Raw genomic sequence first — 15910 nt, forward strand, 5'->3', positions numbered from 1 at the left:
TGTGGTAGCAATGTTCCGGCTGAACCTAGGACATGTGGATGCCATGTCAAGGTCAGCGGCCGGAAATGCCCCGGCTCGGGCTGCCGCACCGGTGAGACGCCAGTCGGCAGTTGCCCGTAGCCGGGGGCCGCTGCCGACCGGATCCTCTCGCGGCCGGGCCGGGCCGGACCGGCGAGGCCGAGGCGGTTGACCGCGACGCGATACACCGTGGACAGCAGCGACGCCATACACCGCACCATGGACAGGATCGCGCTCCGGCGGGCCCTCCCGAGCCGTCGGCTCCGCCTCGGCCCCAGCCCGACCTGCCCTCGGTAGGTGTTAGCGGGCCACCTCGTACGCCGCCACGCCTGCTCGGCGGCCCGCGAGGGCCAGCAGGGCGACGCCTGTCAGGGTTCCGGCGACGAGTACGGTCGCACCGGTCCACGCGGCGTAGCCCACCGCGTCCGTGAAGGCCGCGCCAGGGTTCTTGGCGCCCGCTGCCAGGCGGTCCGTGAAGTGGGAGGTCATCAGGGTGCCCAGGATGCTGGTGCCCAGGACCGCGCCGACCTGGCGGGCGGCGTTGACCGTGCCGCTCGCCTCGCCCTCGCGGCCGCGCGGCACATGGCTGACGCCGAGTGCGGTAGAGGGCGCGTTGGCCAGTCCGCAGCCGAGGCCGAAGACGACGAGGGCGGCGGCGTACCCGGTGAAGGTGTCGCCCGGCTCGACGGTGGCGAACAGCGCCGCACCGAGGGCGGCCAGGAGGAGCCCCGCGATGATCAGCGGGCGAGGGCCCCACTTGCGTACGAGGATGCCTGCCACCACCGAGGCGGCGATGAACGTACCGAACTCCGCGAGGAGTTGGACGCCCACCTCCAGGGCGCTCAGTCCGCGTACCCGCTGGAGCCACAGGACCTGGAGCAAGGAGATCCCGACGAAGCCGAAGAGGACAGTGGCCGCGAGCAGGAGGGAGGCGCTGTAGGACGGGTCGCGCATCAGGCGCAGGTCGACCATGGGGTGGTCGCGGCGCAGTTCGACGGCGACGAAGGTGCCGAGGAGGACGACTGCTCCGGCGAGGGAGGAGAGTGCGCGGGCGGAGGCGTAGCCGTGGTGGCCGCCGTCGATCAACCAGTAGATGAGCAGGGCGAGTCCGGCCGTGCCGAGCACCTGGCCGGCCCAGTCGGGTCGGCCGCCGGGGACGCGTGACTCCTCCACCCGGGTCAGCGCCACGAGGACGGCCAGGGCGCCGAGTACGAGGTTCAGCCAGAAGGCCGCGTGCCAGGTCCACCAGCGCAGGGCGAGCCCGGCGGTGACCGGGCCGATGGCCAGGCCGAGCCCCGAGGTGGCGGCCCAGGCGGAGATGGCTCCGGCGCGGCGGCGCGGGTCGGGGAAGGCGTGGCTGACCAGCGCGAGCGAGCTCGGGGTGATCAGCGCCCCGCCGAGGCCCGCGAGGGCCTGGCCGACCAGGACCGTAGGCAGGTTGGAGGAGAGGACCAGGACCAGTCCTCCCGCGCCCATCGCCACGGCACCGGCGAGGAAGATCTTTCTGCGGCCCCAACGGTCCGAGAGGGCGCCCGCGCCGAGGACGAAGGAGGCGACGACGAGGGTGTACATGCTGGGCACCCAGACCAGGTCGGCGGGGGCGATGCCTAGGTCGTCCTGGACGGCGCTGAGGGTGCCGATGGTCTGGGTGGTCTGGAGGAAGACGGTGAACAGACCGAGGCAGGCGGCCACGAGGACGGCCACGGGGCTGCCCTTGGAACGCGGTTCAGCGCGCGGCATGCGGCACCCCCGACAGCGCGGCCTTGACCTGGCGGGTGATCTCGTCGGCGAGTACTTCCTCGCGGCCCGCCTCGACCGCGTCGAGCACCTGGTGGGCGACGTCGACGGGGCTCGTCTTCGGCTGGTCGACGCCCGCCGCCATGTCGGTGTCGATGAAGGCCGCGTGTACGGCGACGGTCAACGTGCCCTGTGGGCGCAGCTCTTCGCGTATCGCGTTGGTCATCGACAGGGCGGCCGCTTTGGAGACACCGTACGAACCGATCTGCGGGAGGGTGTGCCAGGACAGCACGGAGAGCATGTTGACGACGGCGCCGCCACCGTTGCGGGCGAGTACGGGGGCGAAGGCGCGGCACATCGCGAGAGTGCCGAACAGATTGGTCTCCAGCTCCGCCCTCGCCCCTTCGAGTGAGTCCGCACCGATCAGGGAACTGCCGCTCAGAATCCCCGCGTTGTTGAGGAGAAGGGAGGTGTCGGAGCAGAGTTCGGCGGCCGCGGCGACCTGGGTGGGGTCGGTGATGTCGAGCGCGACCGGGGTGAGACCCGGGTCGGTCACCGTGCGCGGATCGCGCGCCGCCGCGTAGACCGTTTTGGCACCCCGCTCCAGCAGGGCGAGGGCGAACGCGCGCCCCAGCCCTCGGTTGGCGCCGGTCACGAGCGCCGTGGTGTTGCGCATGCGTGTCTTCTTTCGGGAGTCGTGGAAGGACGTCCGGTCCGGAGCCGGGTTAGTTGGAAATCTGGACTCACCATAGCGGAGTGGGTTGGATATTCAAATGGACGGGGGATGGGTGGGGGTTGGTGTGCGCGGAGTGCTGTCGATGGGGGCGAGGGGAACGGGGGGAAGCGTGAAGAGTGAAGGGCGACTGAGGGGGCGGTCGATGGAGTGGTGTGCGGTGGCGGGTGTCAGCGCGCCGCCTCGACCTCCAGATAGCGGTGGCGGCGCGCGCCCCGGTATTCCAGTGCCTCCCAGCCCAACGGCCGCAGCGCGTCCGCGCAGCGGCGCAGTGCCTCCGGTTCCTCCTGGGCGGCGCCACTTCCGGCCGGGCCCAGCCACTCCACGCGGACGACTCCGGGCTGGTCGGCCGGGCCCACGCGGTAGCCGGTCGCGGTTCGCTGTCCGGCAGCGTCCACGGCCGACGGTGGAATGCCCGCGGCCTCCAGGGCCAGGGCGATCGCGCGCACCATCTGGTTCCGCTCCCAGGTAGCGGGCATGGAGAGCGGATCGGGGTGCCCGGTGTTCATCAGGCGCCGGATCTGTCGCAGCCCCTCGAAGGCGACCCGTACCGCCGCCTCCCGCTGGGCGGGCGGTTCCGTCGGTGCGGGCCCATCGCCGGTCGCCGCCTCGAAGGCCGCTGCCGTGGGCCGCTCGTCGCGCTCGTGGGGAGGCGTCACCGTAATCCCTTCTCCGGGGGCGGGGAGGGTAAGTGTCGCCGACCTTGCGGGGTGAATGGGGTCGAGGGCTGTAGGGGCTGGTTTGGTGAGTAAAGTTTGCGCCATGTGAGACAGATTTGTATCATTCGAGGCATGGAGGGATCGTCATGCTGAAAGATGAAGCGCTGCTCGACGCGGCAGCGCGGGTACTCGCGGACAATCGCGGTGCTTCGCTGGTCCAGGTCGCCAGCGGGATCGGCATCAGCCGCGCGACGCTGAGCAGGCGCTACCCGACCCGGGAAGCGCTGATCAGAGCCGTCGCGGCGCGGGCCATCGACGTCATCGACGAACGGCTGGCCGCCACCGACCTGCCCGACGACGCGGACGCGGCGGCGTTCGACGCCTCACTCGAACGGCTGATCGCGGACCTGGCGCCCGCCGTGGACCTGTACGGCTTCACCGCCCACGACGGCCTCGTCCTCGCGGATCCCGTCTTCCGGGCCGGCCTGGAGCGGCACGACCAGCGCGCCCTGCGCTTCGTGACCCTCGGGCAGCGGCTCGGGCGCCTCCGCGGCGACCTGCCGCCGTACTGGATCTGGTACATGCTGTGGGGACTGCTCGACGCGGCCGCCGAGGGCGTCCGCGACGGTCACCTCGGACACCGCGAGATCCGCCGCCTGGTCGGCACCGTGTTCCGCCACGGCGCGGAACCGCCGGACGCCCCGTCCTGACAGCAACGTCCTCTTCGTCTTCGTACCGCCTGGGCACCACGTCACAAGCCCCTACGGACCCCGAGCAAACCGCTTCGAACGGAACACCCATGTACGCCCCTGTCTCCCGGCCCGCCGCCGACCTCACCGAGCGCCTGGATCCCCGGCGTTGGATCGTCCTGACGATCCTCTCCGGGAGCCTTCTGCTGATCGCGATGGACACCACCATCCTCAACGTGGCCTTTCCGTCGCTGGTGGCCGACCTCCAGCCCGGCTCGGTCGAACAGCTCTGGATCATCGACGTCTACGCCCTGGCCCTCTCCGGCCTGCTCGTCACCGCCGGTGGCCTCGGCGACCGCTGGGGGCGCAAGCGCCTGCTCCTGGTCGGCTTCGGGATCTTCGCGTTCGCCTCGCTGCTGGCCGTGTTCGCCACCGAGGCCTGGCACGTCATCGGCGCGCGGGCGCTGCTCGGTGTCGGCGGCGCCGCGATCATGCCGTCCACCCTGTCGATCCTGCGGGACGTGTTCACGGACGCGCGCGAGAGGGCGTTCGCGTACGCCGTGTGGGCCGCCGTTCTCGGTGGCGGTATGGCTCTCGGGCCGATCCTCGGCGGTCTGCTCGTCCAGGACCACGGCTGGCAGTCGGCGTTCCTGCTCAACATTCCCATCGCCGCGCTGGTGATCGGGTTCGGTCTCTGGTTCCTGCCCGAGTCGCGCTCCGCGCGCAGCGGCAAGTGGGACTGGTGGGGCGTGGGGCAGTCGATCGTCGGCATGCTCGCCCTCGCGGGCGGGATCAAGCAGCTCGGCAAGAGCGGTGTCGACGACCCGATGCCGTGGATCCTGCTGGCCGTCGCGGCAGTTGCCTTGACCGTGTTCGTACGCCGTCAGCTCCGCTTGGAGGTTCCCCTTCTCCAGGTCCGGCTCTTCGCCAACCGGTCCTTCAGCCTCGCCGCCACCGCCATCTTCCTGGGCATGGTCGGCATGGGCGCGGTGCTCTTCCTGGTGACGCAGTGGTTCCAGTACGCGCAGGGGTACACACCGCTGCAGGCCGGACTGCGGCTGCTGCCCGCGCCGCTCGGTCTGATCGTCACGTCGATGACCACGCCCGCGCTGATGCAGCGCTTTCCCATCCGGCATGTGATGGGCGCCGGACTGGTCGCGATGGCGGCGGGGCTCGCGCTGCCCTGGGTCGTCCAGCAGTTCGCGGAGGTGGGCTACCCGGCCTTCGCCGTCGCCCTCGCGGTGCTCGGCCTCGGCGTCGGCGTGGCCACCACGGTGGCGTCCGTGACGCTCATGGCCGCCGCGCCCACGGACGACGTCGGTGGTGCGGCGGCGATCGAGGAGACCTGCTACGAACTGGGCGCCGCCATGGGCGTGGCCATCCTCGGCAGCCTCGCCACCGTCCTCTACACGGCCAACCTGCCCTCGTTCGACCTGACTGGACAGGCGTCCGACAAGGTGCGTGACTCCGTCGGTGAGGCGGCGCATGTGGCCGACGAGATAGGCGGCCCGGCCGGCAAGGCGCTGCTCGACACCGTCTCGCACGCCTACAGCACGGCCGTCACCCCGGCCTTCCTGGTCGCCGCGGGCCTCGCACTCGCCGCCGCCGCGATGGTGTGGGCGTGGATACCCAGGGACCTGCGCCCGACGGAGAACGCGCACTGAGGCGTACGGGCCCTTGCCTCGCCCCCGGCCCGCAGTGCCCCTGCTCACGGCCCCGCGCCCGCCCCGATCAGGCGCCGTGGCCGGGGCGCAGGCCGTCCATCTTGTCGGGGTTGACCTGGAAGCGCAGTTGGTGGATGCGTCCGTCCAGCAGGTCGAAGGTGAGCGCGCCCAGCGGCTGGCCGTCCACGCTGAAGAGCAGGCCCTGCTCGCCGTTGAGCGACGCGGCCCGGATCTCCAGCGGTTCGAGGTGGGGCTTGGCGAGGACGCCGACCATCCACCGCGCCACGTTGTCGGCGGTGTGCAGGGGCCGGCGGGCGGCGGTGACCTTGCCGCCGCCGTCCGACCAGGCGGTCACATCGGGGGCGAGCAGCTCCATCATGGCGTTGAGGTCGCCGCCCTGGCAGGCGGCGATGAAACGCCGGGTGACCTGGGAGCGCTGCTCCGCGTCGGTGTCGTACCGGGGGCGGCGCGCCTGGACGTGCTCCCGCGCCCGGTGGGCAATCTGACGGATCGTCGGTTCGGGGCGTTCGAGGACCTCGGCGATCTCGGCGTGGCTGTAGCCGAAGACCTCGCGCAGCAGGAACACGGCCCGTTCGACGGGGCTGAGGGTTTCCAGGACGACCAGCATCGCCATGGAGACGGTGTCGGCCAACTCCGCCTCCTCGGCGATGTCAGGGGTGGTGAGCCAGGGTTCGGGCAGCCAGGGGCCGACGTACGCCTCGCGGGTGGCGGCGGCCGAAGTGAGCCGGTTGAGCGCCAGGTTGGTGACCGTGCGCACGAGGTACGCCTTGGGGTGCCGCACCCCGCTCCGGTCCGTCTGGGACCACTTGAGCCAGGCGTCCTGGAGGATGTCCTCGGCGTCGCTGACGCTGCCGAGCATGCGGTAGGCGGTGGCGAACAGCAGCCGCCGGTGCTCGGTGAACGGGTCGAGGGCAGCGTCTTCGCCGGTCGTACTGATCATGGCGGTCAGGCTGTCAGACGCCCAGGGAGCGGGCAAGCGAGCGCACGCCTTCGACGCTGTCGGCCTGGCTCGGCTTCCAGCCCAGCTCCGCCTTGGCCTTGCTGCTGTCCAGGCGCAGGTTGGTCGCCATGACGGTGTGGGCGAGCGGGGCGGGCTTGAGCAGCCACAGCGGGATGCGCAGCGGAGCCGGTGTGCCGAAGGCCTCGGCGACAGCGCGGACATGGCTGCCGAAGCCGGTCGGCAGGTCGTCCGCGATGTTGTACGCCTGCGAGGGGCGGCCGTGCTCGACAGCGGCCGCGACCGCGCGGCCCGCGTCGTCCACGTTCACCCACGCCAGCTCCCGGCCGTGGTCGGCGACGACCGGCATCTTGCGCTTGCGCAGCATGGTGAGGACCGTCGTGTCGGTGACGTCCTTGCCGTAGAAGAGGCCGAAGCGCAGGCTGACCGCGTCGATCCCGTCGGCGGTGAAGGCCAGCTCCTCCTTGGCGCGCATCGCGCCGACGTGCTGCTCCAGCCAGGGGTTGGTCCCCGCCGGGCCGAACGGGGTGCCGTCCTCGGTGAGCGGCCGGTCGCCGTGGTCGCCGTATCCGTAGCCGAACATCATGTTCTCCAGGACGATCCGGCGGGCGCCGGTGGCGCGGGCGGCGGCCAGCAGGTGGGCCGTGCCCCGCACGCGCAGGGCGTTGGTGCCCGCCATCTCCTGGTGGCGGATCAGGGAGGTGTCCTGGAGCGCGGTGGCCGCGTGGATGACGACGTCGAACGCCATCCCGTCGACCGCCCGCAGCACCGCGTCCCCGTCCAGCAGGTCGGCCCGTACGGTGTTGGACGCGCCGCGCCCGAGTCCGGCCACCTCGTGGCCCGCGGCCGTCAGCTCCCGCACGGCCCGCCGCCCCAGCACCCCGCTCGCCCCTGCCAGCAGAATCCTCATCGCCCTTGCCTCCGCCTCGCGTCTCCACCGTGGTGACGTACATGGGACAACCGGGGGAGCGTGGACGTGACAGCGTAGAAGGTGACCTACGTCACACTCTTCAGGTGGTTGATGCCGATCTTGTCCGTGGCGTCGGCATCGCCGCCGAGCCGGTGGACGAGGACCCAGGTGCCGTCCGGCAGGGCGCCCGCGAAGACGGAGGCGTCCTTGGTGGCCCCGTTGTGCCAGATCAGGCGCCCGGCCCGCTGCCAGGACGGGGCGGGCTCGCCCAGCCGGCGTTCCACGAGCAGCGAGGTGACCAGCCGGGAGGCCGCGACCGGGGTGGCCCACAGGCCCCCGGCCGGGAGGATCGCACCGGTCATCGTCCAGGGCCTGACGGGACGGCCGAAGAGCCCCCGCGCGACCAGGCGCCGCTCCGGCGCCGGGGTGGAGGTGACGTCCGTGATGTCGATCGGGCTGAGGACGTACTCGTTGAGCAGGTGCTCGTACGGGGCGCCGCCCGCGGCCGCGAGTGCCGAACCCAGCACCGCGTAGCCGAAGTTGGAGTACTCCTCGTTCTTGCCCGGCTCTGCGGTGGTCAGGGTGTCGAGGCGGCGGACGAGCGCGTCGAGCGCCTCGGCGTCGAACGGGGCGTATGGATCACGGCGGTTGAGGCCCGGAGGCAGCCGGGGCAGGCCGGAGGTGTGGGTGGCCAGGTGTCGCAGGGTGATGCCGGTGCCCGCGGGTGCGGGCAGGAAGCGTTCGAGGGGATCGTCGAGATCGAGCGCGCCCGCGACGGCGAGGCGGACCAGCAGGGTGCCGGTCAGGGGCTTGGTCAACGAACCTATCTGGACGAACAGTTCGGGGTCATGGCCGTGCTCCACGCGCGGCGGGGCGGAGCTGCTGAGGATGCAGAGGGGTACGGGGCGCACCCTTCCATGATCACCGATGCGGGTGAGCGGGTGTGCGGCGGGCCCGCCCCGACGGAGGTGGGGCGGGCCCGCGCACGACTGCCCGGCGTCAGCCGCGGGGCAGCGTCAGGCCCTGGACCTGGGGAAGGGCGGTCCAGTCGTTGGAGGCGATGGTCGCGTGGGACTTGGCGAGCAGGGCGATACGGGCCTGGGCGTCGGCCGGGAGCGGGTTCTTGCCGTCCAGGGCCGGTGCGACGTTGTGGGCGTCGGTCATCACCAGCAGATAGTGGCGGGCGTCGTACCAGGCGGTGTCGATGGTGCCGTTGAGATACGTGGCGGCGTCACCGTCGAACAGGACGAACCACGGGCGCAGCGAGGCGTCCGCGTAGCGCGTGCGGGGGTCGCCCGACTGGGCGCCGTGGACCGTGGGGAAGATCTGGGCCTGGGCGGTGCGCCCGGCGGTGTGCAGATCGCGGAGGTACGTCGCGTACTCCTTGTCCGTCCACAGGGTGTCGGTCGGATTGCCCTCCTCGACCGTGCCCGGGATGATCTCCAGGATCACCTTTCCGGCGAGCTGCGCGCGCGTCGGCCAGTTCCCGGCCGTGGCCGCCTCGTCGAGCGTGGCGTACTGGCCGCCGCCCGGCTTGGCCAGCAGATCGGCCGGGCGGAAGACGGCCGACCCGAGGTGGGCGCTGATCGTCTGGTCCAACTGGGCCGGGCCGAGGCCGAAGCGGGACTGGAACCCGGCCTTCATCTCCAGCTTGATCATGAGCGGCGCGTGCCCGGGGTGGGCCGCGAGCCAGACCCTTACGTCGTCCAGGCAGCTCTCCAGGTTCTTGTTGGCGCTGCCGGAGTAGAGCTGTGCGGGCGTGCTCGCGTTGACGCAGTTGTTGCTGTTGCCGAGGGGGTTGGAGTGGCTGACCTTCCACTCCTTGGTGATGAAGTCGTCCCACACATCGAGCTCGATCATGGAGGTGCCGGTGTCGAGCGCCTGCGCCAGATACGGGAAGGCGGCCGGGTCATAGGTGTTGTGCAGGCCCGACGAGGTGGTGCCGGACAGCGGCAGGTCCTCGGACCCGGCGGCGGAGGCGGCGCTGGTGCCGCCGCCCGCGCCGACGAGCGCCAGGCCGATGGCGACGGCGCCGGCCAGCGCGGTGCGCAGGCGGGGAACGCGGCGTCTGGGCAACGGTTCTGACAGCGGCTCTGACACGGGGGACCTCCTGTGGGGGGACGACTCTCGTCGGACGGTGACAGGAGAGTGTGAATCGACGAAGTCATGACAAGCAACAGAAGCTGCACTCCGGTTGTCCCCGCAGAAACGAGCGTCGGCGGAAGGGGGTTGGGCGACGCCCCCGGCTCCGCGTCGGCTCCCCTCGGCCCGCGTCGGCTCCGCGCCCTCTTCGGCCGTTCCGGCCACGGTTGCCCCCGGCGACCGAAACACGCTCTGGCCGCCCCGTGATCCGCACAGCAGGATGCTCCCCTGAGCAGCACCTGTACGGCAGAGCGGCGTGCCGCCCGTATCAACGCCGCACCTCAACCCGCACGTCCCTCAACCGGCTGGGAGGCCGAGGCAATGACCCGTACGACATTCCGTACCGCATCACGCTCCAGACGCAGGCGCGCGCTCCTCGGCGTGGCCGCGGCCTGTGGCACCCTCGCGCTCGCACTCGTCGGCGCGCAGCCCGGCTCGGCCGCCCCTGCCCCCGCTCCCGACGGGCCCACCCTCAAGGTCGACCGGACCACCGGCATCCGCGACGGCGACATCGTCAGTTTCCAGATCACCGGCGGCCCGCCCAAGGAGTACGTCTGGGTCGAGCAGTGCGTGGCGACCTCCGGCGGGGGCACGGCCTGCGACGAGAACACCGCGCGCCAGTTCCGCGTCTACCCCGACGGCACCTACCAGCTCTCGCCCAAGAAGCTCTACGCGCGCCTGGACACCCCCGCCGGAGCGACAGACTGCCGGACCGCCACCGCCGCGAACCGGTGCCTGCTGGCGCTCACCGACAACGCGGGCACCGTACTCACCACGGTCCCCCTGCGCTTCCTGCCGCTCGCCCCGCTCGAAGCGCCGCCGACCCTGCGCGCCACGCCGAACGGCGGGTTGACGGACGGTCAGTCCGTCCACCTCGGTGGGCAGCGGTACGAGCCGCAGTACCACATCCCGATCCTGGAGTGCCTGGCCGGAGCGGCCGACACGTTCGCCTGCCGCCCGGGCGGCCGTCCGCCCGCGACCACCGACCAGGGCCGGATCGACCAGGACAGCACCCTCTCGGCCGCCTTCACGACGATCGACGGGCGCACGGTCGACTGCCGCGAGGTCAACTGCGAGCTGGTCGCGTTCGCCTCCCGCTACCACGGTCCTTCGACGGTCCGCACCCCGATCAGCTTCGCCCCGGTGCCGTCCGTGGCGCACTGACGCCACCCCGACCTGCAGGCCCGGCCGTCCGGGAACGGAGGCGGCGGCTCCACTTCGTCCCCACCCGGATGGCCATCCCCGGCCGTGTCATGCGGCCGGGCGGGCCCTCTCCCGTCGATGATGCGCAAATGCGCAGGTTCAATGCCAAACAGGTACTGGTCGGACGTCCGCTGGACACCTCGCGGCTCGGTGAGACGCTGCTGCCCAAGCGGCTGGCCCTGCCCATCTTCTGCAGCGACCCGCTCTCCTCGGTGGCGTACGCGACCGAGGAGATCCTGCTCGTCCTGGCGCTCGGCGGCGTCACGCTGCTGCACCTGGCCTGGTACGCGGCGGCCGCGATCGTCTTCCTGCTCGTCGTGGTCGTCGCCTCCTACCGGCAGACCTGCTACGCCTACCCCGGCGGTGGCGGCGCCTATGTGGTGAGCGCCGAGAACCTGGGCGCCACCGCCGCCCTCACCGCGGCGAGCGCCCTGCTCGTCGACTATGTGCTCACCGTCGCCGTGTCGGTGGTCTCCGGGGTCGCGGCCATCACCTCCGCCGTGCCCTCGCTCCACGACCACCAAGTGGCGCTGTCCGTCGGCTTCGTCACCGTCCTGACCCTGCTGAACCTGCGCGGGGTGCGCGAGTCCGGCCGCATCTTCGCCATTCCCACCTACGGCTTCGTCGCCGTCATCTACGTGATGTTCCTGATCGCCGGGATCCGCCTCGCCACCGGCACCACCATCCGGGCTGAGTCCGCGCACCTGCCGATCCACCAGGCGGGCACCTACACCGGGATCGCCCTGGTGCTGCTCGCGATGCGGGCGTTCGCCTCCGGCTGTACGGCGCTGACCGGCGTGGAGGCGATCAGCAACGGGGTGCCCGCCTTCCAGAAGCCCAAGAGCCGCAACGCGGCGGCGACCCTGGCCGCGATGGGCATCCTGTCCGTCACGATGTTCGTGGGCATCACCACGCTCGCCCTGGTCTACAAGGTGCACGTGACGGCGGACCCGACCGAGCTGGGCCTGCCGCCCGGCACCGCCACCTCGACCGCGCTCGCCCAGATCGCCCGGGCCACCTTCGGCCACGTCGACGTCCTCTTCTACCTGGTGCAGGCGTTCACCGCGGGCGTCCTCGTCCTCGCCGCCAACACCGCCTTCAACGGCTTCCCGATGCTCGCCTCGATCCTCGCCCGGGACCGGTACGCGCCGCGCCAGCTCTACAACCGGGGGGACCGGCTCGTCTACTCCAACGGCGTCGTGCTGCTCGCCCTCGCGGCCATCGCCCTGATCATCGCCTTCGACGCCGAGCTGACCCGGCTGATCCAGCTCTACATCATCGGCGTCTTCGTCTCCTTCACGCTCTCCCAGGCGGGCATGGTCCGGCACTGGCGCAAGGAGCTGAGCACGGGACCTGCGGCCGCGCGACGGAGGAAGATCCACCGCTCGCTCGCCATCAACGCCGTGGGCGCCGCCCTCACCGGTCTCGTTCTCGTCATCGTGCTCATCACCAAGTTCACCCACGGCGCCTGGCTGGTGATCATCGCGATGCCGGTGCTGTTTCTCGGGATGAAGGGGGTGCGGCGGCACTACGAGCAGGTGGCCCGGCAGGTCGCCGTGTCGTCGACGGAGAGGCCGCGCAAGCCCGCACGGCACCATGTGCTCGTGCTCGTCGCCTCGGTGCACGCTCCCACTCTCAAGGCGATCGGCTTCGCGCAGGCGCTGCGGCCCAGCACGCTGACCGCGCTCACCGTCGCGGCCGACGAGGACGCCGAACGGCTGCGGCAGCAGTGGAGCGAGCACGCCCTGGACGTCCCGTTGAAGATCCTGCACTCGCCGTACCGCGAAGTGGTCGGACCCCTCATCGCCTACGTCCAGGAGCGGGCGGCGGCCGACCCGGACGCGATGGTCTCCGTGGTCATCCCCGAGTACATCGTGGGCCACTGGTGGGAGCAGCCGCTGCACAACCAGAACGCGCTGCGGCTCAAGGCCAGGCTGCTGTTCACCCCGGGCGTCGCCGTCATCGACGTGCCGTATCTGCTCCAGTCGGCGCGCCCGCAGGAGACGGCGGCGGCGCGGACGCCGAGCGGGCCGGACACGTAGGTGTCCGGCCCGCCAGGAGGTACGGGAGTGCGTCAGCCGTTGATCGAGAAGACGACCCGTATGCCGGTGGTGGAGTTGATGCGCTCGTTGATGCCCCAGATCCGTCCCGTGTCCGGCGCGTAGCCGAGGTTCTGGGTGAGGACCGGGGAGGTGGTGTACACGTGCGGGGCGTCGTCGGGCAGTGCCCGGTGGATGCACGAGTAGTCGATGGCGTCGCCGGATCCGCCGCCGGTGCCGGTGGGGCAGGTGCCGCTCATGTACCAGTACTGGCCGTTGGTCGCGGCGCCCTGCATCGCCCAGACCGGGGACGAGTAGCCGACGGTGGCATGGCTGACGCCGTGGCCGGAGGGGTCGGTGGTGGTGGGGAGCGCGGTGAGGTAGTTCAGCGGCCAGCGCACGACGCGGCCGCCCGCGCCGCCGGGCTTGTACTCGGCGGAGACCAGGCCGTCCTGGCCGGTGCGGTCCAGGCTCAGCGAGTTCAGACAGGGGCTCGTGCCGGTGGCCACCACGCAGGCGGTGTTGTCGTCGGCGGTGGTGCGGTAGCGGCCGATCATCGGCAGCGCGTAGTTGCTCCAGCGCGCTGAGGAGGTCGTGCCGGTGATGCCGACCGACTCCTGGCTGGAGTTGACCTTCCAGATGTGCTGGAGGTCGTACACCTGGAGCCAGCGGCCGTTGGCGACGAAGACCTTGTTGCCGTACCAGACCACGCCGTCGGCGTGGGTGCCCTGGACGGCCCGGAAGTTGCCGTCGCCGCCCGCCCGGGTGCCGGTCGGCTCGACGAGCAGCAGATGGTTGTACGTGATCTTGCCGTTGTCGGCGTTGACCAGGCTGACGCGGGCGAACTCGTTCCCCACCGGGTTCGCCCCGCCCAGGCCCCGGCTGAAGTGCCAGGAGGCCAGGAACGCCTTGTGGCCGTCTACCAGGCCGCCCGGCTGGGCGTCGTAGGAGCCGGTCAGGCCCTGCGGCGTCCAGCCGCCCGCGTCGGTGTACGAGTTGGACGTGTCGTCCGCCTTGTCCCAGCAGAAGCCCGAGGGGTTCAGGCCCGCCGCCAGGCCGGTGCCGTGGCACAGCCCGTTGGTGCCGGTGCGGCCGCCCGAGGTGAGCACGCTCGTGGCGTTCACCTGGGCGACCGCGCCCTTGGCCTCCACCGCCCTGATCGCCTCGTCGTAGACGTCGAAGGTGTTCTGGCGCTGCCCGCCGAAGTCCGCGACCGGGTCGAGGGCGAACTGGCCGACGACAGCGCTGTCGATCGAGCCGAACGGCGTGGCCGCCTGGGCGGGGCCGGCCGTCACCAGGGTCGCGGCGACGGCGGCGAACCCGGCGGCCAGGGCGGTGAGCCCCGTCTTCCATGATCTTGTCATGGGTAGGAAGGGTATGCCTCAGAGCGGCGGGCGCACATCCCGGGCCGGGGACGTGAAGTGATATATGGGGCCTTGTTCGGCGTGGGGGAAGGTCAGCAGGGTGATTTCCACCGTGCGGTGGTGCTGGTCGCGCACCTCGCGGTGGATCTCCAGCTGCGGGACGCCGTCGGAGCGGTCGTCGCCGGGGGCCATGGTGAGCTGCTCGTTGTGCTCCAGGCTGAGCCCGGCGTCCGCCGCCCAGGCGTAGAGGCGGCGCAGATCGCTGTGGGTGTGGTGGGACAGCGTCCGCTCGTAGCGGGCGAGGAGCGGGATCTGGGCGATGAGGCTGGGGGAGAGGTAGCTGACCGCGTGCTGGATCACCCTGTCGCCGGCCGAGGCCGTGTAGTAGTGGACGAGGGTGCGGACGCCGGGCCGCAGGCCCAGCCTGGTCGCGTACGTCGCCGGGGCGGCCTCCCAGACGAGCCGGGTGGCGGCGGCGATGCCCGCCCGGGGGCTGAGCGCGCCCAGCGGGAACTGCGCCTCCGGGGGCGCCTGGAGCAGCCGCGCGTGCGCCTCGCCGGGGCGGTCGCCGCGGACGAAGGAGCCGCGCTTCTCGGTGCTGATGAGCCCTTCCTGTCGCAGTACGTCCAGGGCCTGACGGATCGTCTGGCGGTTGCTGCGGTAGTGCTCGGCGAGGATGCGCTCGGCGGGCAGTCGGTGTCCGGGGGCCGAAGTGCCGGACTCGATCGTGGACTTGAGGTCGTGGGCGATCTCCAGGTACCGGGGAACGGGGGGCAGGGAATGACCATGTGTGCCGGGCATGTGTCTCCCTAGATTGATCACTGCGGGTGTCTGAACGGTTCTGTGGAGCGACTGCCTTTGTATCATTGGTCTAGACCGCCGAAGCGATCCGGAGCCTGTCATTGGCGAGATTGCAACACGTGGGCAAGGGGGCGCGCGGGTCACGCGGCCAGGAATGGCCGGAGCGCGTCGTTCGCGTCCGGAAATCCGCCCGGGTGCGCCCGCCTTGTGGACGCGTCCGTCGCGCGGCCGGAGGCGGGCGTGTCCGCCCCGTCGGGGGCGCCCTGTGGGGCGCCGCCGACGGGGTCGTGGACCTCGCTCCGCGCGGCCGCAGGTCTGGTGCCGGGTGAACGAGGGGTGGACGGGCGGCGGGGTGCGGGGGCGTTCCCGCAGGGCGGCACGCTGGGCGTGCGCGTGCGGAGCCGCCCGAACGGGCCGCCGTCCGCGCGGGGTTCGAGTCCGAGCCGTACATCCGGGTCCCGCATCGCGCGCACCCTCCCGATCGCCGTCACCGCCTCGCAGCCCCATAGTGGCAGGCGCGCCCCGCGCTCATGGACCCGAGGCGCAGGTATCGGTCTGGAGGTCCTCCACCAGTGCGAACAGTCTGGCCTCGTTGCCCGCGAGGCCCGCCGCCCGCAGGGACTCCTCCGCCTCGGCCATCGGCCCGGCGAGCAGCGCCAGGGCGCGCGGGGCCGTCGCCGGGTCGGCGAGCACGGCCTGGGCGGTGCGCAGCAGCCGGACGTACGCCTTGGCGGCCGTCCGCTCCGGTTCGGTCATCTCGGCTTCTCCCTCGTGTCCTTCGGATCCTTGGAAAGGTGTCGGACCGTCAAGCATCCCTCGCGGCACTGACAACGCGGGCCGTGCGGCGCGCGGGCGGGCCGCCCGTCCCCTCCGCGCGGCTCAAGTCCACGTATCCCGTCGCAGGTTCAAAGATTCCCCATGGTCTAGTCCAAGTCGTTGACGTGCCCCGGACACGGCTCGATTCTGCTGGGA

At 71.6% G+C, this 15910-nt stretch carries 15 protein-coding genes; 4 read left to right on the forward strand and 11 right to left on the reverse strand.

Going from position 1 to position 15910, the window contains the following annotated elements; translation table 11 throughout:
* Positions 1-318: 318 nt before the first annotated feature.
* The 3 genes from IE252_RS01405 to IE252_RS01415 form a co-directional block, all read right to left on the reverse strand.
* The gene (locus IE252_RS01405) at positions 319-1758 is read right to left on the reverse strand and encodes an MFS transporter (RefSeq protein ID WP_190087348.1); all 1440 of its coding nucleotides are present in this window, start codon (positions 1756-1758) and stop codon (positions 319-321) included.
* Entirely contained in the window at positions 1745-2431 is a 687-nt protein-coding gene (locus IE252_RS01410) for an SDR family oxidoreductase (protein WP_190087349.1), read from the reverse strand. Before IE252_RS01410 ends, IE252_RS01405 begins: the two co-directional genes overlap by 14 nt.
* Before the next feature lie 227 nt (positions 2432-2658).
* On the reverse strand, positions 2659-3147 hold the full coding sequence (locus IE252_RS01415) for a hypothetical protein (protein ID WP_190087350.1): 489 nt from the start codon (positions 3145-3147) through the stop codon (positions 2659-2661).
* 146 nt (positions 3148-3293) lie between these two features.
* On the opposite strand from IE252_RS01415, the gene IE252_RS01420 reads away from it, so the two are divergent.
* Entirely contained in the window at positions 3294-3857 is a 564-nt protein-coding gene (locus IE252_RS01420; RefSeq protein WP_190087351.1) for a TetR/AcrR family transcriptional regulator, read from the forward strand.
* Positions 3858-3946: 89 nt separating this feature from the next.
* Positions 3947-5500, forward strand: a complete 1554-nt coding sequence (locus IE252_RS01425) for an MFS transporter (protein WP_190087352.1) — start codon at positions 3947-3949, stop codon at positions 5498-5500.
* A gap of 67 nt (positions 5501-5567) precedes the next feature.
* Here the strand turns inward: IE252_RS01425 and IE252_RS01430 are convergent, their stop codons facing one another.
* The 4 genes from IE252_RS01430 to IE252_RS01445 form a co-directional block, all read right to left on the reverse strand.
* Complete coding sequence (locus IE252_RS01430; protein ID WP_190087353.1) at positions 5568-6461, reverse strand: RNA polymerase sigma-70 factor; 894 nt, start codon at positions 6459-6461, stop codon at positions 5568-5570.
* Positions 6462-6474: 13 nt separating this feature from the next.
* On the reverse strand, positions 6475-7389 hold the full coding sequence (locus tag IE252_RS01435) for an NAD-dependent epimerase/dehydratase family protein (protein ID WP_190087354.1): 915 nt from the start codon (positions 7387-7389) through the stop codon (positions 6475-6477).
* 86 nt (positions 7390-7475) lie between these two features.
* Positions 7476-8300, reverse strand: coding sequence for a serine hydrolase domain-containing protein (locus IE252_RS01440; RefSeq protein ID WP_190087355.1), 825 nt, complete (start codon positions 8298-8300; stop codon positions 7476-7478).
* Between the two features lie 88 nt (positions 8301-8388).
* Positions 8389-9489, reverse strand: a complete 1101-nt coding sequence (locus tag IE252_RS01445) for a phosphatidylinositol-specific phospholipase C domain-containing protein (protein ID WP_229847827.1) — start codon at positions 9487-9489, stop codon at positions 8389-8391.
* A 363-nt stretch (positions 9490-9852) separates the two neighbouring features.
* Here IE252_RS01445 and IE252_RS01450 point away from each other — a divergent pair, with 363 nt between their 5' ends.
* Positions 9853-10695, forward strand: a complete 843-nt coding sequence (locus IE252_RS01450) for a neocarzinostatin apoprotein domain-containing protein (protein ID WP_190087356.1) — start codon at positions 9853-9855, stop codon at positions 10693-10695.
* 128 nt (positions 10696-10823) lie between these two features.
* Positions 10824-12776: an APC family permease gene (locus IE252_RS01455; RefSeq protein ID WP_190087357.1), complete on the forward strand. Its 1953-nt coding sequence runs from the start codon at positions 10824-10826 to the stop codon at positions 12774-12776.
* Between the two features lie 32 nt (positions 12777-12808).
* Here the strand turns inward: IE252_RS01455 and IE252_RS01460 are convergent, their stop codons facing one another.
* From IE252_RS01460 to IE252_RS01470, 4 genes are all read right to left on the reverse strand, one after another.
* Complete coding sequence (locus IE252_RS01460; protein WP_190087358.1) at positions 12809-14137, reverse strand: hypothetical protein; 1329 nt, start codon at positions 14135-14137, stop codon at positions 12809-12811.
* A gap of 18 nt (positions 14138-14155) precedes the next feature.
* Positions 14156-14938, reverse strand: a complete 783-nt coding sequence (locus tag IE252_RS01465) for a GntR family transcriptional regulator (RefSeq protein ID WP_190087359.1) — start codon at positions 14936-14938, stop codon at positions 14156-14158.
* 140 nt (positions 14939-15078) lie between these two features.
* Entirely contained in the window at positions 15079-15402 is a 324-nt protein-coding gene (locus IE252_RS42990; RefSeq protein ID WP_229847829.1) for a hypothetical protein, read from the reverse strand.
* A gap of 64 nt (positions 15403-15466) precedes the next feature.
* Complete coding sequence (locus tag IE252_RS01470; RefSeq protein ID WP_101391270.1) at positions 15467-15694, reverse strand: hypothetical protein; 228 nt, start codon at positions 15692-15694, stop codon at positions 15467-15469.
* Between the last annotated feature and the right edge of the window lie 216 nt (positions 15695-15910).

Origin of the sequence: Streptomyces melanogenes (genome assembly GCF_014649795.1) — a bacterium.
Lineage (GTDB): Bacteria > Actinomycetota > Actinomycetes > Streptomycetales > Streptomycetaceae > Streptomyces > Streptomyces noboritoensis.

What these genes read in the sequence shown, in the direction of transcription:
- IE252_RS01405 (WP_190087348.1), bottom strand. Translation starts at nt 1,758, where the DNA reads ATGCCGCGCGCTGAACCGCGTTCCAAGGGCAGCCCCGTGGCCGTCCTC.
- IE252_RS01410 (WP_190087349.1), bottom strand. Translation starts at nt 2,431, where the DNA reads ATGCGCAACACCACGGCGCTCGTGACCGGCGCCAACCGAGGGCTGGGG.
- IE252_RS01420 (WP_190087351.1), top strand. Translation starts at nt 3,294, where the DNA reads ATGCTGAAAGATGAAGCGCTGCTCGACGCGGCAGCGCGGGTACTCGCG.
- IE252_RS01425 (WP_190087352.1), top strand. Translation starts at nt 3,947, where the DNA reads ATGTACGCCCCTGTCTCCCGGCCCGCCGCCGACCTCACCGAGCGCCTG.
- IE252_RS01430 (WP_190087353.1), bottom strand. Translation starts at nt 6,461, where the DNA reads ATGATCAGTACGACCGGCGAAGACGCTGCCCTCGACCCGTTCACCGAG.
- IE252_RS01435 (WP_190087354.1), bottom strand. Translation starts at nt 7,389, where the DNA reads ATGAGGATTCTGCTGGCAGGGGCGAGCGGGGTGCTGGGGCGGCGGGCC.
- IE252_RS01450 (WP_190087356.1), top strand. Translation starts at nt 9,853, where the DNA reads ATGACCCGTACGACATTCCGTACCGCATCACGCTCCAGACGCAGGCGC.
- IE252_RS01455 (WP_190087357.1), top strand. Translation starts at nt 10,824, where the DNA reads ATGCGCAGGTTCAATGCCAAACAGGTACTGGTCGGACGTCCGCTGGAC.
- IE252_RS01460 (WP_190087358.1), bottom strand. Translation starts at nt 14,137, where the DNA reads ATGACAAGATCATGGAAGACGGGGCTCACCGCCCTGGCCGCCGGGTTC.
- IE252_RS01465 (WP_190087359.1), bottom strand. Translation starts at nt 14,938, where the DNA reads ATGCCCGGCACACATGGTCATTCCCTGCCCCCCGTTCCCCGGTACCTG.
- IE252_RS42990 (WP_229847829.1), bottom strand. Translation starts at nt 15,402, where the DNA reads ATGCGGGACCCGGATGTACGGCTCGGACTCGAACCCCGCGCGGACGGC.
- IE252_RS01470 (WP_101391270.1), bottom strand. Translation starts at nt 15,694, where the DNA reads ATGACCGAACCGGAGCGGACGGCCGCCAAGGCGTACGTCCGGCTGCTG.